General features: G+C 47.7%; 19 protein-coding genes. 4 read left to right on the forward strand and 15 right to left on the reverse strand.

Going from position 1 to position 21,579, the window contains the following annotated elements; translation table 11 throughout:
* Positions 1–74: 74 nt before the first annotated feature.
* The 6 genes from KNP03_RS05270 to KNP03_RS05295 all read right to left on the reverse strand — a co-directional run bounded on the left by KNP03_RS05270 (position 75) and on the right by KNP03_RS05295 (position 9,653).
* Positions 75–1,526, reverse strand: a complete 1,452-nt coding sequence (locus KNP03_RS05270; protein ID WP_214826291.1) for a glutamate synthase subunit beta — start codon at positions 1,524–1,526, stop codon at positions 75–77.
* Positions 1,523–5,962 carry a glutamate synthase large subunit gene (gene gltB / locus KNP03_RS05275; RefSeq protein ID WP_214826293.1) on the reverse strand — a complete coding sequence of 1,480 codons (4,440 nt, stop codon included), beginning with the start codon at positions 5,960–5,962 and terminating at the stop codon, positions 1,523–1,525. The genes KNP03_RS05270 and gltB overlap by 4 nt, the downstream gene beginning before the upstream one ends.
* A 266-nt stretch (positions 5,963–6,228) precedes the next feature.
* Complete coding sequence (locus tag KNP03_RS05280; RefSeq protein WP_240544485.1) at positions 6,229–7,026, reverse strand: TspO/MBR family protein; 798 nt, start codon at positions 7,024–7,026, stop codon at positions 6,229–6,231.
* 77 nt (positions 7,027–7,103) lie between these two features.
* Positions 7,104–7,916: an aldo/keto reductase gene (locus KNP03_RS05285; protein WP_214826295.1), complete on the reverse strand. Its 813-nt coding sequence runs from the start codon at positions 7,914–7,916 to the stop codon at positions 7,104–7,106.
* 66 nt (positions 7,917–7,982) lie between these two features.
* Positions 7,983–8,780, reverse strand: a complete 798-nt coding sequence (locus tag KNP03_RS05290; protein WP_214826296.1) for an ABC transporter permease subunit — start codon at positions 8,778–8,780, stop codon at positions 7,983–7,985.
* Positions 8,781–9,653, reverse strand: a complete 873-nt coding sequence (locus KNP03_RS05295; protein WP_214826298.1) for an ABC transporter ATP-binding protein — start codon at positions 9,651–9,653, stop codon at positions 8,781–8,783.
* A 123-nt stretch (positions 9,654–9,776) separates the two neighbouring features.
* On the opposite strand from KNP03_RS05295, the gene KNP03_RS05300 reads away from it, so the two are divergent.
* Entirely contained in the window at positions 9,777–10,343 is a 567-nt protein-coding gene (locus KNP03_RS05300; protein WP_214826305.1) for a TetR/AcrR family transcriptional regulator, read from the forward strand.
* Between the two features lie 32 nt (positions 10,344–10,375).
* Here KNP03_RS05300 and KNP03_RS05305 read toward each other — a convergent pair whose 3' ends face one another.
* From KNP03_RS05305 to KNP03_RS05315, 3 genes are all read right to left on the reverse strand, one after another.
* Positions 10,376–11,515, reverse strand: a complete 1,140-nt coding sequence (locus KNP03_RS05305; RefSeq protein ID WP_338082710.1) for an NAD(P)/FAD-dependent oxidoreductase — start codon at positions 11,513–11,515, stop codon at positions 10,376–10,378.
* 61 nt (positions 11,516–11,576) lie between these two features.
* On the reverse strand, positions 11,577–12,311 hold the full coding sequence (locus tag KNP03_RS05310; RefSeq protein ID WP_214826307.1) for a Bax inhibitor-1/YccA family protein: 735 nt from the start codon (positions 12,309–12,311) through the stop codon (positions 11,577–11,579).
* A gap of 42 nt (positions 12,312–12,353) precedes the next feature.
* Complete coding sequence (locus KNP03_RS05315; RefSeq protein ID WP_214826309.1) at positions 12,354–12,878, reverse strand: type 1 glutamine amidotransferase domain-containing protein; 525 nt, start codon at positions 12,876–12,878, stop codon at positions 12,354–12,356.
* Between the two features lie 184 nt (positions 12,879–13,062).
* Between KNP03_RS05315 and KNP03_RS05320 the strand changes: the two genes are divergently transcribed.
* Both KNP03_RS05320 and KNP03_RS05325 read left to right on the forward strand, forming a co-directional pair.
* The gene (locus KNP03_RS05320; protein ID WP_214826311.1) at positions 13,063–13,857 is read left to right on the forward strand and encodes a thymidylate synthase; all 795 of its coding nucleotides are present in this window, start codon (positions 13,063–13,065) and stop codon (positions 13,855–13,857) included.
* Complete coding sequence (locus KNP03_RS05325; protein WP_214826313.1) at positions 13,854–14,339, forward strand: dihydrofolate reductase; 486 nt, start codon at positions 13,854–13,856, stop codon at positions 14,337–14,339. Before KNP03_RS05320 ends, KNP03_RS05325 begins: the two co-directional genes overlap by 4 nt.
* 11 nt (positions 14,340–14,350) lie before the next feature.
* On the opposite strand, the gene KNP03_RS05330 is transcribed toward KNP03_RS05325, so the two are convergent.
* The 6 genes from KNP03_RS05330 to KNP03_RS05355 all read right to left on the reverse strand — a co-directional run bounded on the left by KNP03_RS05330 (position 14,351) and on the right by KNP03_RS05355 (position 20,900).
* Complete coding sequence (locus KNP03_RS05330) at positions 14,351–15,841, reverse strand: diguanylate cyclase (protein WP_214826315.1); 1,491 nt, start codon at positions 15,839–15,841, stop codon at positions 14,351–14,353.
* Between the two features lie 273 nt (positions 15,842–16,114).
* Positions 16,115–17,515, reverse strand: coding sequence for a class II fumarate hydratase (gene fumC / locus KNP03_RS05335; protein WP_214826317.1), 1,401 nt, complete (start codon positions 17,513–17,515; stop codon positions 16,115–16,117).
* A gap of 104 nt (positions 17,516–17,619) precedes the next feature.
* Positions 17,620–18,012: a reverse transcriptase-like protein gene (locus KNP03_RS05340; RefSeq protein ID WP_214826319.1), complete on the reverse strand. Its 393-nt coding sequence runs from the start codon at positions 18,010–18,012 to the stop codon at positions 17,620–17,622.
* The gene (locus tag KNP03_RS05345) at positions 17,993–18,775 is read right to left on the reverse strand and encodes a 5'-3' exonuclease (RefSeq protein ID WP_214826321.1); all 783 of its coding nucleotides are present in this window, start codon (positions 18,773–18,775) and stop codon (positions 17,993–17,995) included. Before KNP03_RS05345 ends, KNP03_RS05340 begins: the two co-directional genes overlap by 20 nt.
* Entirely contained in the window at positions 18,756–19,706 is a 951-nt protein-coding gene (locus KNP03_RS05350) for a CobW family GTP-binding protein (protein ID WP_214826322.1), read from the reverse strand. The genes KNP03_RS05345 and KNP03_RS05350 overlap by 20 nt, the downstream gene beginning before the upstream one ends.
* Before the next feature lie 15 nt (positions 19,707–19,721).
* Positions 19,722–20,900 (reverse strand): HD domain-containing protein, encoded by a 1,179-nt coding sequence (locus KNP03_RS05355; protein ID WP_214826324.1) that lies wholly within the window; start codon positions 20,898–20,900, stop codon positions 19,722–19,724.
* A gap of 145 nt (positions 20,901–21,045) precedes the next feature.
* Here KNP03_RS05355 and KNP03_RS05360 point away from each other — a divergent pair, with 145 nt between their 5' ends.
* Entirely contained in the window at positions 21,046–21,558 is a 513-nt protein-coding gene (locus KNP03_RS05360) for a hypothetical protein (RefSeq protein ID WP_214826326.1), read from the forward strand.
* The last annotated feature ends 21 nt before the right edge of the window (positions 21,559–21,579 follow it).

Genomic DNA, 21,579 nt, shown 5'->3' on the forward strand with positions numbered 1-21,579 from the left:
TATACATGAGGATTTCAGTGATCATCGGATTCCTCCCAAACAAAAATTAAGGAGCGACGATTTGTCGCTCCTTTTTATGATGAAGTTTTTAGACGCTCCTGACAAGTATTCAAGAATGAGTCGACTTCTTCAGCCACCTCACGACCTTCCCGAATCGCCCAAACGATCAAGCTTTGCCCCCGTCGTGCATCCCCTGCGACAAAGACGTTGTCTTGAACGGTATGGAAATGCTTCGTTTTCTCGACACCGATCCGACGCAGTTCCTGTTCCGGTCGTTCAAAACCGATGGCGACGAGAATCAGGTCAGCCGGGTACACTTGAGTCGAATTCTCGATTGCGAAGAAAGATGCCTGTCCGTCCGGATTGACGATTTTTTTCATTTGCTCCGTCTCAATCCCGACGACACGGTCACTTTCTTTCAATATACGGTTCGAACGGATCAAATACGTACGCGGATCTTCATCATACACAGCCAACGATTCGGCATAGGCATAATCTGTCGTCAACGTATCCGGTTGGAGCGGCCAAGGTCGATCCACACCCCGAAGGATTCCTTTCGACGGGTGCTTACCAAACTGTACGACAGACGCAGCCCCTTGACGGATAGCTGTCGCGACACAGTCGGCGCCTGTATCGCCTCCCCCGATGACGATGACATGTTTCTTCGCAGCATCGTATCGAGGAGCTAACGCTTCCCCTTTCCGCTCGTGCATCGAGGCAGTCAAATAATCCATCGCCATCTCGACTCCGGACGCGTCGTCACCTTCGATCCCGAGTGTCCGTTGTTTTTGGGCGCCCGTCGCAAAGATGACCGCATCGAACTCTTTACGTAACGCGTCGACCGATACATCCACTCCGACGTTGACACCCGTCCGGATGCGAACCCCTTCCGCCTCGAGTAAACGAACTCTTCGACGTACGACCTCCTTATCGAGTTTCATGTTCGGAATACCGTACATGAGCAGTCCGCCAGCTTCGTCAGCCTTTTCCAAAATGGTGACGTGATGGCCCATCTGGTTCAACTGGTCGGCGGCCGCAAGACCAGCCGGTCCACTGCCGATGATTGCGACGGTCCATCCCGTCCGCTGTTTGACCGTTCGGGGCGTCACCCATCCATTCTCGAAGGCGCGGTCGATAATCGTACGTTCTATCGATTTGATGGCGACCGGCTCTTCACTGATTCCAAGCGTACAAGACCCTTCGCAAGGCGCTGGACAGACGCGACCCGTAAACTCCGGGAAGTTGTTTGTTTCCATCAAGCGATGGTAAGCACCGAGCCAGTCTTCTTTCGTCACAAGTTTATTCCATTCCGGGATATAGTTGTGAATCGGACAGCCAATCGTCTCCTGACCAATCAAGTCCCCGACATGGCAAAACGGTGTACCACAATCCATACATCGTTCTGCCTGTTCTTTCACGGCCTCGTCACTCAATCGCATCGCATATTCTTGATAATCGTTCACCCGGTCATCGACAGCGCGTTCCGGCAACGTCTGCCGGGCAATCTCTAAAAATTTATGTTTCATCCGTTCTCCCCTCCCGTCACGACACGGAACAACTCAAGTGCACGGTCGGCTTCACTCAAATCCGGACGGCTCGTTTCGATTTGACGCATGACATCGAGCACGTTCGCATAATCCCTTGGTACGATTTTGACAAAACGATGTCTTTCCGCCTCGAACGATTCGAGAATCGCTCTTGCTTTGACACTATCCGTATGGAATTGATGCATTTCCAACAACGAATACACTTGTTCCATATCCTCATCACTCAGTCCTCGTTCGATGGACACCAACTCTTCATTGACCAGATCCTCGTACGCCTGGTCGCCATATAGATATGCGACGCCACCTGACATCCCTGCCGCAAAGTTACGACCAATCCGTCCTAAGACGACAACCGTTCCTCCGGTCATATATTCACACCCGTGGTCACCAACCCCTTCGACGACTGCCGTCGCCCCTGAGTTACGGACGGCGAAGCGTTCCCCTGCGTGACCGTTGAAGAATGCATGGCCACTCGTAGCACCGTACAGACAAACGTTTCCGACGATAATTTGTTCGCTTTCGTCGAATGGCGCATGCTTTTCAGCGATAATGGACAACTTCCCTCCACTCAAGCCTTTTCCGATGTAGTCGTTGGCATCCCCGATGACCGAGATCGTAATCCCCTTCGGCAGGAATGCACCAAGACTCTGACCGGCTGATCCGCTCAAACGAAGCGAAATCGTGTCGTCCGGCAGACCGACATTGCCGTGCACTTTCGTCACTTCATGACCTAGCAACGTCCCGACAGTTCGATCTGTGTTCCGAATCCTTCCGACAAAGAATGTCGGTTGACCCGATTTGATTGATCGGGACACCGCCGGAATGAGTTTTCGATGATCATATGACTGGAACGCTGGATGTGCACGCTCTTCCTTTTCAGGAAGCGGCGTCGGCATTGTCAGCATCGGCGATAAATCTAACGTTTTCGCCTTCACATGTTCCTGCTTCCAATCACTTTCGACGAGCAGGTCTGTCCGACCGATGACCTCATCCAGCGACTTCGCTCCGAGGGAGGCGAGGATTTCCCGTACTTCTTCCGCCAAGAATGTCATCAGGTTGACGACATGCTCCGGTTTGCCCATAAACTTTTGACGCAGTGCGGGGTCCTGTGTCGCTACTCCGACCGGGCATGTATCAAGATGACAAGCACGCATCATGATACAACCGAGCACGACGAGCGGCGCTGTCGCGAAGGCATATTCCTCAGCACCGAAAATCGCAGCTAACACAATGTCTCGGCCAGTCATCAGTTTCCCGTCGGTCTCAAGCGTAACGCGGCCTCGTAAACCATTCAGCGCCAATGTTTGATGGGTCTCGAGAAGTCCGAGCTCCCACGGTAACCCGGTATGCTTGATCGAAGTTTTCGGTGAGGCTCCTGTGCCTCCGTCATAGCCACTAATCACGATTGTATCGGCGTTCGCTTTGGCGACACCCGCAGCGATTGTCCCGACGCCTGATTTCGATACGAGTTTGACACTGATTTTCGCATTCGGATTGACGTGCTTCAAATCAAAGATCAGCTGAGCCAAATCCTCAATCGAATAAATATCATGGTGCGGTGGCGGAGAGATCAGACCGACTCCCGGAACCGACCCCCTCACCTCTGCCACCCAAGGATATACTTTGTTCCCGGGCAGTTGTCCACCTTCCCCCGGTTTCGCTCCTTGAGCCATTTTGATTTGAATTTCATCGGCATGATAAAGATATTCCGCGGTTACCCCGAAGCGACCACTCGCCACTTGTTTGATTCGGCTAATGCGTTCATTCCCTTCCTCGTCTGGCTGGAAGCGGCTTCTGTCCTCGCCACCTTCGCCAGAGTTACTTTTCGCCCCGATGCGGTTCATCGCGATGGCGAGCGTTTCATGCGCCTCTTTCGAAAGCGAGCCGAACGACATGGCTCCCGTTTTAAATCGACGGACGATGTTTGCGACCGGCTCGACTTCTTCGAGTGGAATCCGTGACTGTTCCTTAAATGAAAACAGTTGTCTTACAAACTGACCTGAGTTTTCATGAAGTTTGACATAAGCGTCATAATATTTCCGTTCATTTTCACGGCATGCCCGTTGCAACAAATGAATCGTCTTCGGGTTGAAAGCGTGCTCCTCCCCGTCGGCCCGCCATTGGAATTCAGACCCCGCTTCTAACGGTCGGTCCGTTGAGAAGGCCGTCTCATGAAGCTTTCTCGACTCCTCTTCCAATTCAACGAAACCGATGCCTGAAAGCTGAGACGTCGTTCCTCGGAAATGTCGTTCGACGAGCGAACGATTCAGTCCGACGGCTTCGAAAATTTGAGCACCACGATAACTTTGTACCGTCGAGATACCCATTTTGGACATGATCTTCACAATTCCATCCACGACTGCAGATTGGTAGGTGCGGACAGCTGTCTCGAATGAAAGAGAAAGCTGGTCAGTTTCCACCATGTCGCGAATCGTAGCATATACGAGATACGGATAGATCGCATCTGCCCCGTAACCGATCAGTGTCGCCGCCTGATGGACCTCCCGCACTTCCCCGCTCTCTGCAATCAAACTACAATGAGAACGGAGATTCACTCGAATCAAATGTTGATGAACGGCACTCATGACGAGTAGTGCCGGCATGGCAAGTCGTTGTGGCGAAATTGATCGGTCAGACAAGATGATGATTTCAGCTCCGTCTCTGACAGCCTGTTCGACATTTTTAAATACACGTTCTAGTGAGGACTCCAAATCACTCGTGTACGTCGTGTCAACGCGACTGACAGGGCACGTATCGCTCACTTGTTCAAGCACAGACTCATCTACAATCGGGTGTTCCAACCAGATGCGTTTCGCATGCCCACGGCCTGTGTGTACCGGATCTGCTTGAGCTCCGAGCCATGTAAAGGTTGCCGTTACGACTTTTTCCCGCAAAGCATCGATTGGTGGATTCGTAACTTGAGCGAAGTGTTGTTTAAAGTAGTGGAATAGAGAACGAGGTCGTTCAGATAGGACAGCGACCGGCTGATCATGTCCCATCGACCCAATCGGATCTTTTTTCTCGAGAATGAGTGGTGTGAGGTATTGCTCGACGTCTTCTTTCGTATATCCGAAAGCACGCTGCTTCCGTAATAAATCCGGCACTTCAGACTCATGAACACCCCGGTCAGCAATTCGCGTCATCTGCTTCAGCCATTTTCCATACGGTTCCGCTTTCGAGATCGTCTCTTTGATTTCCTGATCGGGAATGAGACGTTTTTCCATCAAATCGATCAAGAGCAGTTGTCCCGGACGAAGACGTTGTTTGGACTTGACGTTCTCCGCATGTACCGGAATCACCCCTGCCTCAGAAGAAAGGATCAATTCTCCATCAACCGTCTCAACATAACGCATAGGGCGTAACCCGTTGCGGTCAAGAATCGCCCCGATTTGACGACCATCTGTAAAGACTACTCCGGTCGGACCGTCCCATGGCTCCATAATGGAAGAATGGTATTGATAGAAATCACGTTTGAACGGTTCCATTTTGACCTCGGCGAACGGCTCCGGTATGAGCATCATGGCCGTATGGGCGATGGAACGACCAGTTCTCGTGAAAAACTCGAAGGCATTATCGAGCATTGAGGAGTCACTCCCCTCTTCTTGGAGAACCGGGAACAAGTGATGTACATCTTCGTACAAATCAGTAGACGTCACACCTTCTCGAGCACGCATCGCATCAATGTTCCCACGCAACGTGTTGATCTCCCCGTTATGAACAATCATCCGGTTCGGATGTGCCCGCTCCCAGGAAGGAAACGTATTCGTCGAAAACCGGGAATGAACAATGCCGAACGTGCTCTTGTAAAAGGGCGATTGCAGATCCAGATAGAACGAAGCGATTTGGTCAGGAGTCAACATCCCTTTATATACAATCGTCTTAGTAGAGAGGCTGGCGATATATAAGTTCAACGATTCTTGTTTCTCGATTGTCCGACGTAACTCGTAGAGTGCCCGTTCATTTGAGTCATGATCGGCAAAAGGACATGACACAAACCATTGGTAGATTGTCGGTTGGGTCACACGGGCGTGTTCGCCCAGACAAGTCGTATCTACAGGAACTTCTCGCCATTCAATTGTTGAACAATCGAACTCGTCTGCAATCTGTTCCATCAGTCGCTTCTTTTCACCTAGAAGATCCTCTGAAGGTTGAAAAAAAACCATCCCGACTGCATAACGCCCAGGTGCCGGAAGGTTCATCGTTTGACTGAATAACTCGTGAGGAAGTTCGGTCATGATCCCTGCTCCGTCTCCCGCGTCGATCACGCCTTGACCGCCCCGGTGTTCCAGTTTACAGAGCATGGACAGTGACTTGCTCACAATCTCATGTTTTTTGATTCCATTTAAATTAACGTAAAGCCCGATCCCACAGGCATCTTTTTCAAATTTCGAATTGTACAAACCGACTTGATCCATACAATCACTCCTTTCTCTCGACATCTTCGTAATTTTTATTTTCTTCTAAATATTCTGAAAAATCAATAGTCATGTATACGTTATTGCATAATAGAGTATGTGTCACAACGTTTTGTAAGCGTATTCATTACTGTTATCAACGTATTCTATGAATTCATTTATATTGCATAAAGAATAAATATCCAATAAAATTACTAATTTTCAAGTTCATAAGAACTTTATTCAGGCATAAAAAAAGTGATGATCGACCATCACTTTTTTAAACGTTACGATTGGGTTGTTTTTCTTTGATGATGCAGAAATGCACTCGGGCGTTTCCAAATAATCAAGCCGACGTATCCGATTGACAACAGAATGAGCGCACTGACAATCACGACATAGAGCGTTCCTTCTTCAATTCTTGCAAAAATGCCGATATATGCCCAAACGAAGATCAGCGGATAAATAAAGTCGTGGTGCCACCACATAAACAGAATCGAAAGGACGACGCCTACCATCAACATGAGGGAGGTCCATGCCAGTTCATCAAGCCCTAAAAGCGATGTGACATTTTCCGTTTTCATGACGACGAATAGATTGACGATCGTCGCAACTGAAATCCATCCGAGGTAGAGCGAGAATGGGAACCGGTCGAGCCAACTCGTCGAGGTCCGCATCGCCATATAATAGAGCCAAGCGAGGACGACCAAGAAGGCGATCATAATGATGACCGATGTGACAAACCACTCATTCGTGAACGCAAGTAACCAAAGACCGTTCAAAAGACATGAAACTAAAAATCCGGCCTTCATCCGCTCTGCCTGGCGATTCGCAACCGTTCCTTTCTTCAACTGCAGAACGAGCCATACGAGCAAGGACACATAAATGACTCCCCAAATGGAGAAGGCGTATCCTGCCGGTTTAAAATAAATATCGATCTGATCAGATACTTCCGTATTCCGGGCGCTTGCGAAGTAATTGACGACAACGGTCGCGAGAAATGCGACCCAGTTCACGATTGGCCATTTTGATAAGTCCATCTTTTCGATCTTCCCTTGAAGACCCGTCACCTCCTTTACTGACATAGTATTCTATACCCGTGTGAATCCGCTCATACACGTTCATACAAAAAGGAACCTGTTCTTCAACAGGTTCCAAAAGGTTAAAAATCAATTTCGTCCGGGTCCGGACCGATTCGTTCGTGCGTCGCCACGGCATCAATTTTCGCCATATCATCCGCATCTAATGAAAAATCGAATACTTCAAAGTTTTCGCGGATCCGGTGTGGGGTAACTGATTTTGGCAAGGCAACATGACCTGATTCGAGGTGCCAACGAAGTACGACTTGAGCCGCTGTCTTCCCATGTTTTTCAGCGATCTCTGTGAATGCCGGAATGTCTAAAAACTTCCCTTGCATGAGCGGGCTCCATGCCTCGATTTGAATCCCCTCATCCTGACAATAATCGAGCAGGTCCGGTTGTGGGAGTTGTGGATGCAGTTCGACCTGGTTGATCAAAGGCACCATGAGTCCGGCTTCCTTAAGTTCTTCGAGATGGTGTTCTTTGAAGTTGGACACACCAATCGCTTTAATTTTACCTTCCTCATAGAGCTCGATCAGGTCTTTCCATGCCTCCACAAAGCCTTCGACCGGCCAATGTAAGAGACAAAGGTCTAAATAGTCGGTCTCGAGGCGTTTCAATGAATCCTCAAACGCCTGTTTCGTGTTTCCTTCGCGGATGTCGTCGTTCCAAATTTTTGAGGTCAGGAACAAGTCAGACCGTTTTACTCCTGACACGGCAATCCCTTTGGCGACCCCTTCTTCATTCTTGTAAATCGCTGCCGTATCGATATGACGGTACCCAGTCTTTAATGCTTCGACGACAGCCGCCGGGGCTTCCGTATCGTTATCCACTTGCCAGACGCCGAATCCGACCATCGGGATTTGGACATTGTTTCGTAATGTAGCATATTGCATTTCGTTCATCCCCTTTTATTTGCTTTCAAGCTGATTTTATCATACCCGTGAACTTATCTCGAAAAACTAAATCGTCAAATCTTTTCGAGTAAACCGGACAAATGAGAGAATCATGAACGCAAGAAGGAGACCCAATAACCAGACAAACGAACGAAGGATTGAATCATTCTGGATAATCGCACTTGCATCGAATAGTGAGAAGACGGAAATGGTACTCATCCAGTCAAATTGTTCACTGAATCCTGAAACGATATTGGCCATCAAGAACAAAGTGAACACGACACCTGTGACCATATACGATTTTGTACTATCATCGAAGAGACTGGCAATGATATAGGCGAACGTACCAAGAACAAGAAGGATTAACCCGCCGTTCAATTGAAGCAACCAAAGCACGCCGAGGTCGATTTCTAAGTCGAACAGCAAATTGGCAAGCATCAAACTCACTCCGTTTAAGCCTACGAATAATCCGCTCGCGATCAACAAGATAACGAGACTCGCCACTACATACGTCACGCGTGAAATTGGGGCAGCCATGTAAAGCATCACCTCACCCGTATCGATCGGCTTTGCCATCAGCTTCGAGGCGAAGGTCAAAGCAAACAAGATGGCGAGTACATAGAAAATCAACCCGTAGTAGTTTCCTGACAGTAGGTTCAAAATGTTATCCATCGTCATGCCCGCATCAATCTTGAATACTTCCAACAGTTCAGGCGGTAACGACTCCAGTTTCGCCTCGATTAACCCTGTCTCCTGGATTGACGGAAAAATGGCTGCCAAGAAGAAGAGATAGGCGCTCGTTCCAAGTGAGTAGCCCAAAATCCAACCCCGATTTTGCTTGAACAACGATTTAATGAGTATCATTTACTTCTCCTCCCCATAATACTGCATGAACAGATGTTCCAACTCATCCGTACCACTCGTAAGTGACACGACATCGAACTCGGTCAATCTTCGAATCATCGTGTTTAACTCTTCCGTCGAAGAGACTTCGACGTTGACCGCCAACCCATCCCGGTCGCCCATGACTTCGGCCAACCGAGTAGCGGCCAACTCGTCTCTCAGCTCGATTTGATACGTTTTCGTGCTCCGTCGACGCAACTCTTTCATATCTTCTTCAATAATGATCTTCCCGTCCCGAATCAAGGCAGCCCGATCACACGTCTTTTCCATCTCCGGAAAATGATGCGAACTCATCAAAATTGCTTTTCCTGACGCTTTCTCGGCATTTAACCACTCAATCAGTCGCTCTTGCATGAGCGGGTCAAGACCGCTCGTCGGCTCATCAAGAATATACACAGGCGCGTCTTTCATGAAACACGTCACGATGGCGAGCTTTTGCTTCATCCCTTTTGACATCTTTCGAACCTTAAGCTTTGAATCGAATGGGAACACCTCACGAAGTTTTCTTTCCCGTTCCGCACTTGTCACATGCAGATGTCGCGAAAGCCGAATGATTTCTTCACCCGTCATGTCTTGCGGATAATTGATTTCCCCTGGTAGATAACCGACTTTAGCTTTGACTGACTGCGTCTCTTTCCAGCAATCCAACCCCATGACGGTTGCCGAACCTTCATCTGCGTGCAACAGTCCCATCAAATGACGAATCGTGGTCGATTTACCAGCACCGTTCGGTCCAATGAAACCAAAGATTGTACCAGGTAACACCTCGAGAGAGACGTCAAAAATGCCATGTTTCTCATCAAATCGTTTGGTCAAACCTTGAATTCGGATCATGAAAGACCCTCCTCTTTTTTGAAATATCTATACAATATGATTACAAAACTAGTATATCACGTTCCTTTTTGAAATGGAAATGGTATATTTATTACAAAACTATGTGACGAATCGAGGGATACCATGGACGGTTTTACAAAAAGGACGGAAGAAAAGCAACAAGCCATACTGCATGCCGCCTATGAACTCATGCTCGAAAAACAATCTCGATTTACGATTTCAGAACTTGCAAGAAAAGCAAGCGTCTCACCTGTATCGATTTACAACTACTACGGTTCGAAAGAACAAGTCATCCTGTCTGTGATTTCCCGGATGACCGAGGAACAAATGAATTGGATTGATGAACAAATCCAGTCACGTGTCGCCTTCGAACACTTGATCGTGAACATCCTAACACGTAAAATCGAGACGGCGGCCCTGTTTGACGAAGTCATCACGAAAATGATTCAAACAGATCCCCATTGGGAACAACTTGCCACTAAAGGCTATACAGCGTTTGCTCATTTGATTGAATATGGTAAAGAACAAGGGGCAATCGATGCGAACTTATCTACCGAATCTTACTTACGATATGTTCAATTGATGCAACAAGCGATTATGTCCGACCCAAGCTTCTCAGTTTCTGATATGAAAGTAACAATGAAGGACTATTTCCATTTCTTCTTAAATGGAATCATGCGGCGGGAATGAAGAAGGTGCCTCTCATCCGAAAGGCACCTTCTTTATTCATAAATAAAATCTTCGATTGGATATAGGGACAGATCCAATTCACAGTCCCCTTTCATGACAAGGTCTGCCAGTACTTTTCCGATAAACGGCCCGACTGTTAGACCGGAAGAGCCGAGACCGTTCGCCACGAGCAGTTTCGTCATTCCCGGAACGCGACCGAGAATTGGAATCGAGTTTGGCGTCACCGGACGATACCCCACTTTCGTATCGATTAGCTCTGCTTCAGACAGTCCAGGTGCCGACTCGAGTCCTTTCGATAAAACTTCGTGAACGCCGATCGCCGTTGGACGGACGTCAAATGCTTTTCCTTTTTCGTGGGTTGAACCAATGACGACCTTCCCGTCCTCAAATCCCAACAGATAACGACGTCTTGGTGGCATGACAACCGGCCAATCAGAAGCATCTGTATCAGGTAACTGTACATGAACAAGCTGTGCCTTTTCACCTTCCACTCTCACCGTGTAACCGAGAGGACGAAGAAGCTCGGGCAACCAGGCACCCGCCGCAAGGATAATCTCGTCTGCCTCAATGCGAGTGTCATCGCATTCCACCTGAACGTCTCCAGCAGCTTCAATCAGTTTTGCAGAGCCTGATATGAAATTTACTCCTCGCTTTTGCGCGACGCGCTCGAGCGCCGCCCGGAAACGTTCTCCATCCACACGTGCCCCACCTTCGACGAGTAAGGCATCGTACTCGTCCGACAGCGGAGGAAACAGCTCTTTTGCTTTCGCTACGCTTAACTTCGTCAATTCCCCGATTTCCGGGGCCTCTTCCCTTCGAATCTTCGTCCGCTCGAGCATTTGTTCAAGCTTGTTCTCTTCATGAAGTGCAAGTGTGCCCACACGTTTATAGCCGGTATCGGTCTCGCCTTCCTGTTCTAAATCGGCTACGACCTCCGGATAATAACGCGCGCCCCCTTTTGCGAGCGCGTACCAGGCTTTGTTCCGTCTTTGCGCAATCCATGGACATACAATTCCTGCAGCAGCATCTGTGGCTCGTCCGGGTTCCTTGCGATCGATCACAGTCACCTCAGCCTTCCCCGCCAAATGATACGCCGTCGACACACCAACGATCCCTGAACCAATAATCACAATCTTTTTCATATCCATGCTGTAAACGAAGATTGCCTCCATTTACAGTCAAACACATCCTTTCTTGAAAAAATCATCGGCCCAATGGACCGATGATTTGAGTTTAATCGCGCATGGCGAGTCGATAGAGCAAGTCGAGTAGTTCGATATACAACCAGACGAGCGTGACGATCAAACCAAATGCCGCGACCCATTCCAATTGTTTCGGGGCACGCGCCTCAACTTGACGGGCGATGAAGTCGAAGTCAAGTACGAGAGAGAGCGACGCCACGATGACGATAACGAACTGGACACCGATTGCGAGCGGGCTTGACCCCGTCATAAACGCAAGACCTGAACCGAAGAAGCCCATCACGATTTGAACGAGGTATAACAACATGACCGTAAAAATCGCGGCCATGACTCCGGCCCGGAATTTTTGGGTCACTTTGACGAGACCTGTCGAATAGACGAACCACATCGCGAAAGCGACGACAAATGTCGTTAGTACCGCACGACCGACAATCCCTGGTGCCATGGCTTCAAAGAAGTATGAGATCGAACCGACGAACACACCTTCAATGATTCCATAAAGCGGTGCGACGACTGGTGCCGTATTTGGCTTAAACGAGATAAGAAGTGCGAATACGAGCCCTAGTACGAGTGACCCGATCATGACCGGGAACAACAACGCCTCTCCCATTGTTGGCACGAGAGTCCATGTCGCACCGGCCGCAGCCGTCACAAGTAAAAGTAAGGTAAAGATTTTTGACCAAGTGCCTGCTTTTGTCATCGGCTCGGCACTGTAGGCTGTAGCATGCATTGATTTACGAAGTAGTGGGTTTGATTTAAAGTTCAACGTTGTCTAGCTCCTTCATTAGTATGTTTTCTAGTTCTTCAATTACTGTTGGGCAAATACGTCGATGAATGCACGCATGTAATCAGGTAAATCCGGTGGTCGTCGACTTGAAATGATGTGACCGTCCACAACGACCGGCTCATCATGCCAAATGGCCCCGGCATTCTCCATATCATCTTTGATTCCCGGCGTGCTCGTCACGTTCACCCCTTGCAAAATATTAGCAGAGATGAGGACCCAGCCTGCGTGACAAATTTGTCCGATTGGGCGTTTATGCTCATCCATATACCGGACAAACCCTTTTACGGATTCAAAACGACGGAGTAAGTCCGGAGACCAGCCACCCGGTACGAGCAACGCATCAAATGATGAGATGTCGACGTCTTCAAATGCCACATCCGATTTAGCGGGCACTCCATATTTTCCGATATAGACGTGTTCAGCCTTCTCCCCTGCAAGGATGACGTTGGCGCCTTCTTCGCGGAGTCTATGGACTGGATACCACAGTTCTAAATCCTCAAAATCGTTACTGACAATCTGAAGGACCTTTTTCCCTTGTAGTTTCATCATATCCCTCCTAACTAGTCAACATCCATTATACCTGAAATAAGGAGTCGTTAAAACGCTCAATGTTCCGTCGTCATACCTGTATGTCGTTCGACTTCTTATTCATTCACTATATATTGTGTGTCTCCATACTCAGAATATGATACTTTAAAACAAGAGAGAACATGGAGGAGGAAATACGTATATGAAACAATACCTCGATTTATGCCAACACATCCTTGACCACGGTGTCGTCAAAGAAGACCGTACCGGGACTGGGACAACAAGTGTGTTCGGTTATCAAATGCGTTTTAATCTACAAGAGGGCTTTCCAATGGTCACGACGAAAAAATTACATATTCGTTCAATCATTCATGAGTTGTTATGGTTTATCTCCGGAGATACGAATGTTCGCTACCTCCAGGAGAACGGGGTCCGAATCTGGAACGAGTGGGCGGACGAAGATGGAAATCTCGGTCCTGTGTATGGGTCTCAGTGGCGGTCATTTCCTCGACCGGACGGATCAACAGTCGACCAGCTCGCCGAAGTGATCGAGCAAATCAAAACGAATCCCGACTCAAGACGTTTGATTGTCTCCGCTTGGAACCCCGGGCAACTCGATGAAATGGCACTCCCGCCATGCCACCTGCTCTTTCAATTTTATGTGGCGGATGGCAAGCTTTCCTGTCAATTGTATCAACGAAGTGCGGACACCTTCCTCGGAGTGCCGTTCAATATCGCATCTTATGCGCTTTTGACCCATATGGTTGCACATGTGACCGGATTAGAAGTGGGGGATTTTGTCCATACACTCGGAGATGCTCATATTTACCACAACCATCTCGATCAAGTGAAATTGCAGTTATCCCGCGACCCACGGGATTTACCGAAATTGAACATTCTTCGTGACGTCCCGTCAATCGAGGATTTCCGATTCGATGACTTTGAAATCGTCGGGTATGATCCGCATCCTCATATTAAAGGAGAGGTGAGTGTATGATTTGTCATGTTGTCGCTCATGGAACAGAGCGTGAAATCGGAAAAGATAACGATTTGCTTTGGCGACTTCCTGATGATTTGAAGCATTTCAAAAAGATCACCATGAACGGCACCGTCGTCATGGGTCGAAAGACGTTTGAATCAATCGGTCGGGCGCTGCCAAATCGACATAACATCGTCGTCACATCTGACCGTACATTCGATGCACCGGATGTCGAAGTGTGGCATGACCTTGATCGCTTGAAAGCCGAAAAAGACCAGCGGGATTTCTATATCATCGGTGGCGCGACACTGTACGAACAAACCATGCCCTATACAGACCGGATCTACGTGACAGAAGTCGATGGGACATTCGAAGCAGACACATTTTATCCTGAGGCGCCCGGGGAGTGGATTCTTTCGTCAGAAGAATTTCATCCCGCTGATGAAAAACATGCTTTCCGTTTTACCTTCCGTGAATATAAAAGAGCAGGCATCCGCTGATGCCTGCTCTTTTATTCAGGTAGTCTCTCTAGCCATTGTTCAATTTTTTGCGTGATGACCTCATCGTGGTCACCCTCTGCATAGTCATCGTATAGAGCAGACAAATCTGAAGCAGTATGCTTCGACAACGCAAGAATATGACTATACTTGCCGCGCTGCTCTTTCACAGCAGAAAGTGTCCCTTTAGATTCTTTCGGCCGTGATTCATCTAAAATGAACATCTCAACATGATCGTTACAGGCGTAAGCCTCATATGGGCGGTAAATGATTTCATACCGTCGGTGTTCTTTCGGCAGTTTTTCGGCCAGTTTCGAATACTTGTCGGATGACATTGTCACATAAGCCAACCTTTTCTCGTCCCTGACAGCCGAAGAGTAACGAACGACACGGTTTCTTCCGTCGCGCTTCGCTTTATAGAGCGCTTCATCCGCGTATGCACACCATTCCCCCATCGTTAATCCCGTTTGACATACCCTTGTGTAGCCGATCGAGACGGTGACTTGGTGCTTATAAGGAAAGTCCATTTCTTGAATGCGTGTACGCACACGCTCTAACACTTTTTCGACCACCTCATGATCCGATACATTCATCAAGATCAAGAATTCTTCTCCCCCATACCGGATCAACTCATCGCTTGATCGAATCGCGAGTCGAATTTCTTCAGAAACACGGGCAAGCACATCATCCCCGTACAAATGACCATATGTGTCGTTCAACTGTTTGAAGTAATCAATATCAAGCAGGGCAATCGTAAAACTTTCTCCCGATCGCTCGAGTCTCGAAATCAATCGACCAAACGTCGCTTTTAAGTATTTTCGGTTAAACGCACCCGTCAATTCGTCAACAAGCAAGGCATTCGAGACAAGGCGTGATTTTTCAATATGTAAACCTAGTCGAACCAATCGTTCCTCCATCGGAATCCAGGATTCCCAATAGTCATCAAAGCCGTAAGAATACGCAGCGAGTCGATAGTGCTCGTTCGTTCCGATTACAATCAAAGGGACATACAGTTTCTTCATCTTACTCACAAATGACTGGATATCCCGTTCTTTGAATTGAGGCCATAATTCAACATCCATAATGATGGCTTTCGGAACGTCTTCATAATCATATTCAATCGCATCTTCAATACTCTGGAGAAAAACAGGACGAGCACCGAGTTTCTCGACTCTCGGTTTATAGCGACTGTACGTCGAAAAACTAGCAGATAGAATGAGGACAAGGTCTTCTTCCTCTTGGTCGATCCCAAGAACAGTATGTATGTAACGTTTTACAGGTGCGATGAGTGCCATCGCTTCTGCTTGACTAAGCGTGTCCGGAAGTTCTCTTGCATCAGACTCAACCCGGCTAAAAATCTCAAGAAGATGCATGAAACGTCGTTGTTTCACTTCCATCTTCATCCATTTTAGTAGGAATTCGATATCACTCTTCGGGATCTGTCGAGCTTCAGAAATATTTTTCAGGATATGATGTATACGATCGATTTGTTGATATTGCTCCATTTCTGTCCCCCCCATTTTCGTACTCCCCGAATTCTCTTATGTCTAGATTATGCGACGTCCCAATAAAAAATACAACTATTTCCTCATTTATTTTCTATAGTTTTACATATCTTTAGGTCATATGGACTAAAAATCGTAAAGAAATGATGAATTTCATGACCCAATGCCCGTTTCAGGAATGCATCGACTTGGTTTACGTAAAATTCAGTGACATTAAAAAAGTAGCCCAGTCAAAATGACAGGGCTACAAGTCGATTCATTCCGCTATGAACTTTATTTCTTCACTTTCAAGTTTGGAGACGTCATGTCTTCAGGACGAATCCACTCATCAAATTGTTCTTCTGTTAACAATCCGGTCTCTAGTGCCGCTTCTTTTAGAGAAGTACCGTTTTTATGTGCCAATTTAGCAATTTTCGCAGCATTCTCATAACCGATATGCGGGTTGAGTGCCGTCACGAGCATGAGTGATTGTTCGACGTTATGTGCAATCACTTCATGATTCGGTTCAATGCCGATTGCGCAATGGTCGTTGAACGAATGCAGGCTGTCCGCAAGCAAACGGCACGTCTGAAGGAAGTTATACATGATCACCGGTTTGAAGACGTTTAACTCAAAATTCCCCTGGCTTGCACCGAAACCGATTGTCGCATCATTCCCTAAGACTTGAGCAGCGACCATCGTGAGTGCTTCACTTTGAGTCGGGTTGACCTTACCTGGCATGATCGAACTGCCTGGTTCATTTTCAGGAATTGTGATTTCCCCGATTCCTGCGCGAGGCCCTGAGGCTAACCAACGGACGTCATTTGCGATTTTCATGGCATCCATCGCAAGCGCTTTTAATGCACCATGAGTGAAGACGAGTTGGTCATGACTCGTAAGAGCATGGAATTTGTTCACTGCCGTGACGAACGTTTTCCCTGTCTCTTCCGAGATTTTTTTCGCGACAGCCTCACCGAACTGTGGATGTGCATTAATCCCAGTGCCGACTGCCGTGCCCCCAAGTGCAAGTTCTGTCAACGGGTCGAGTGTGCGGTCAATCATTTCCTTGGATAACTCAAGCATACGGACCCATCCGCTGATTTCTTGCCCGAGTGTGACCGGCGTCGCATCTTGTAAGTGGGTACGTCCAATTTTGACGATATCCATAAATGCCTCTGCTTTTTGAGCTAGCGTCTGATGAAGTGATTCAATGGCTGGCAATACATCGTCCTTCACTGCCAAAATGGCTGCGATATGCATCGCTGTCGGATACGTGTCGTTTGAACTTTGTGATTTGTTGACATCATCGTTTGGATGAATGGTGATGTCTTCTCCACGTGCTTTTAACTTTTCGTTCGCAATATGCGCGATCACTTCGTTCACATTCATATTGGATTGCGTCCCCGAACCCGTTTGCCAGACGACGAGTGGAAACTCTGCGTCGTGTTGTCCTGAGACGATTTCGTCAGCGACTTCGGCAATAATTGTCGCCTTTTCTTGTTCAAGGACACCGAGTTCAGCATTGGCAAGAGCCGCGCCTTTTTTCAAGATGGCAAAAGCATGCACGACTTCGATTGGCATCTTTTCCGTCCCGATCTTAAAGTTTTGAAGACTGCGCTGCGTCTGAGCTCCCCATTTAGCCGATGCCGGAACTTTGATTTCCCCCATCGTGTCCCGTTCAATCCGATAATCCATAAAAAATTCCCCCTCTATTTTTGACTACGCTTTCATTTTAGCGAAAACAAATTGAAAAAGAAACGGCTGACTAGATAAAAACGACCAGGTAGTACCCTGGTCGCTCATTTTGAACCATTCAGCGCTTCTCGTGCAATCGAATCCGCACGATTTTCCGCACGCGGCACCCATTTAATAAATGCGGTCGGAAGTTCATCATATGCGATGAGCACTTCGAGAAACAATGGTTTCGCCGTACGGTCTTTCATAAACCGCTGTTCAATCGCCCGGACAATCGTGTCTGCGTCCGAATAAAGCATGAAAGACGTCTCGCCAGCGAGTGCATGTGCCTGTTCGAGCGCGAACAGGCAGGCACTCAACTCTGCATGAACACTCGACAGTCCCGCTAATCGCTTTTTAAAGGACAATACCTCGCCGTCAGAGGTTTTCATCCATACGCCCAGACCATTTTCGCCGGTTGATTGGTTTGTCGCCGCATCAAAATAGATGTGAACCAAAACGATACGCCTCCCAGTCGGTTTCAATCGGGGCATGGACATCGATCAGAGACAGCTTTTTCGAAAGTAAGGCTACTTCTTCGTTCCCGTCCAATTTTTTGGCGAATTTCCGGTGCGGGTCGAGCAGTGAATCATTTTGCACATGGGTGAACAACGTTTCAACCGTGTCATAATGCTGAATCAAAATCGTCGCCGTTTTCGGCCCGATTCCACGGACACCCGGGATATTATCCGAGGAGTCCCCTTGGAGTGCTTTCACATCGACAAATTGTGTCGGTTTGACCCCATATGTCGATTCAAACAATGCTTCATGAACCAACTGTTCTTCCCCTTTTTTAGGCATAATTTGAAAGACGTTCGAAGATAACAGTTGCAAGAGATCTCGGTCTGACGAATAGAGATAGGACTCTCCCGGGAAAGCGGTGGCGACTGCGCCCATCAAATCATCCGCTTCATATCCTTTCAATTCCGATTGAAAAATCCCACGCGCATCAAGTGCCGCCCGAAGTTTGATGTAATCATCAAAAAGTGGCTCGGGCAATCCGGTGCGGGTAGCCTTATACTCTGGAAACAGGGTGTATCGATGCGTAGATTCCCGCGGTCCATCCCAGAAGAAAGCGATATGGGTGAACTCATTTGTCCAGGAATCAACTTTTCGAAGCAGTCCTTTCAAGGTTACCTCCGGGTCGAGTCCGCGACGTCTTTCCGTCGCAAAATAGTATCGTGACAGCAGGTTGAAGCCGTCAACTAAAATCATCTTCATGTTTTTCCACCTCACATGCTTTTAACCCGCGCGCTAAGGCATCGGCATCTAGCTGTTTCCCAATCCAGACAAAAACGGAATGGTCATCTTCACTCGTTTCATTGGCGAACGTCGCCCCCATCAATTGATTGGTCGCTTGAATGACAAATTTTTTCGGTTCACCGTTCAAACGGACAATGGCTTTCATCCGGTACAGTTCGTCCTCATAATGCATCAATACTTCGCGAACATAACGCGTCACCTGTTCGCGTGAAAGCGGGCTGTCTGAAGTTAAGGTGACCGCTCGAAGGGAGGATACCGAGTGACGACCGGCTGTCAGTTCGCTCAAATTTTTTTCATCGATCCGGGACAACTGAAATGTATTTTCGAGGATGTCATATTCCCCAATCGTCTGAACGGTCTCAACAACCCGGACAGTCGGATTAATTTGTCGAATCTTTTCATGTGCAAGGGCCAATTCTTCATCTGAAATGAGGTCAACTTTGTTTAAAAGGACCATATCGGCATACGCGATCTGATGGATTCCTTCAATAAATAATTCCCGGTCCATCTGACTTGCATCGACAACCGTCAAAATCGCATTCATCTTGAAATGAGTCCGTAAATAGTCGTCGTAATAGATTGTCTGGATGATTGGAGCCGGATCGGCGACTCCTGTCGTCTCGATGACAATCCGATCAAACACTTCACCTTTTGATGCAAGCTGGTAAAACGTCTTGCTTAAATCATTTTGAATGGAACAACAAATACAACCGTTCGACAACTCAATTTGCTCCTGGTCCATCTTCACAATCAATTGTTCATCTATGTTGACCGAGCCTAATTCATTGACAATCAATAAGATTTTTTCGTCCGTCGCAGCTAACAAACGGTTCATATAGGTTGTTTTGCCGGCCCCTAAAAAACCGGTTACCAGTTGTACTGGGATCATTCTCAACACCTCAACTTACAATTCTTCGTGGACGCGTGCCCATTTCTCAAAGCGTGCATCCAGCAAGTCAATCAAATGGAGCATCCATGCCTCTGTTGTCATCGGTAACACACTTGAACCCCATTCCCGTTTCCCATGGTGGGACAAAATCATATGCCAGATTCGATGGTGCACATCAAGCGGTAACACGATGCCTGAAGCCCGCTGACTCTGTTCAAATAACAATCCGCCATACGGCATATGGCCGATGAGCGTGCCCATCGGGTTAATTGAAATCCCGGTTGTCTCACTCGTCCCTTCAACCGCAAACAATTTTTCAAATCGTTTCGGGGAAGATAAGAGATGGCTATACTCGTACAACTTCCCGATATCATGGTACAGAATTCCGAGAGCGAGCTCGTTCCAGTTCAATGGCTCTTTTTTCTCGGCGATGGCTTCACAGGCAGCATAGAGTGATTCAAAAGTTCCTTTATACGCTTGCTCTATTTTCACTCCGTTCATCGTATTCCAAACGTCTACTTTGTGCAACTGCTCGGCTTCTTTGATGATTCGAAACACGGTCGCCAAATAGTCGTCCTGCTCTTGGATCCGGTAGCCGAGTCGTAACATGCATACCGTATGCTTCAATAAGCCGCCCACATAATTATGGTGATGATACAAGGCGGCGGGGGATAGTACAAAATCGTCCCAAACCGATTCAAGGAGTGACATGGCGATCTGTCTATAATCAGGTGATAACGTTTCAAGTATACGAAACAGTTCCTCTGCAAATTGCTCTATAGTCTCTTCACCCGGTAATCCTGGGAGAAGAGAGATTGCTTCGTCTCTTGAAATCGGCTGAACCCGATCAATGGTGATGGATTTTGCGCCATCCGGTTTTGGATAGACATCGATCTTTCCAGACAGTTCGATGACCCCTGACTCATAGATTGAAAGCAAATCATCTTCTTTACCTCGCAGCCAATGCTTGGCTCGCATCATTCCGTTCGATGTCGTCACAGTCAATTGGAGCCATCTCGCTCCACTTTTGCTTTCTTTCACCTCGACCGAGCTGACGAGTGCTTTTGTTTGAATTGGCGTCCCGTCTGACAGCTGGTCTAATCGCTCGGACGATTTATTCACATTCGGAATATGGAACTTACTGCGATCGAGTTGTCCGCCTGTGAGCGGCTCGACCTGTTGATAATACTTCATCATAATCCCTCCTAACGTCTCTTCGTCATTGTATCGTTTTTTTCAAGGTGAGGCGAACATACTTTCTATATAGGTATCAAAATCTATTGAAAGCGCTTACTATTATTGGTACGATGAACTCAGGAAGTGAAAAGGGGGAACTCACATGATTTCATTAATCGACACCTATGAACGTTTCATCGCCTCGGGGGAAGCGACACGTTATGCGCAAGACCAAAAAACGATTGAACATATTTTAAATGAGGCGAGCTGCCCGGTTACGAAATCCGACTTGGAGCAATCGCTCCTCGTCCATACTGGCAATCCATATGCGAAAGACGATTTGTTAGATGAAATCGTTCAGCACGAGATGAAGGGGGCGATGGCTGCCCTAGAACTTGCTGGCTATCCGATTCAAACACCACTTGCAAAGGCGGTCGTCCTCTCAGCGTTCGCACGGACGAACCGATTGAATATTGATAAACTGAAAGAACTTAGCCATGCCGACCTTCTCGTCCGTATCCAATCAGCGGACCGCGCTTGGAAACGTACGTATACCCTTTTACACCGTTCTTCCCCTGCCCATATTTGTGGGCAGATGGATTCTTTACTCGGTGGGTGTGCGATCCGTCGCGTACTCGAAGCGATTGACCATCCGAATACATCAAAAACTGCATAAAAAAAAGAGCGGTCCCCGGGC

Origin of the sequence: Exiguobacterium algae, from assembly GCF_018617875.1 — a bacterium.
Classification (GTDB): Bacteria; Bacillota; Bacilli; order Exiguobacteriales; family Exiguobacteriaceae; genus Exiguobacterium; species Exiguobacterium algae.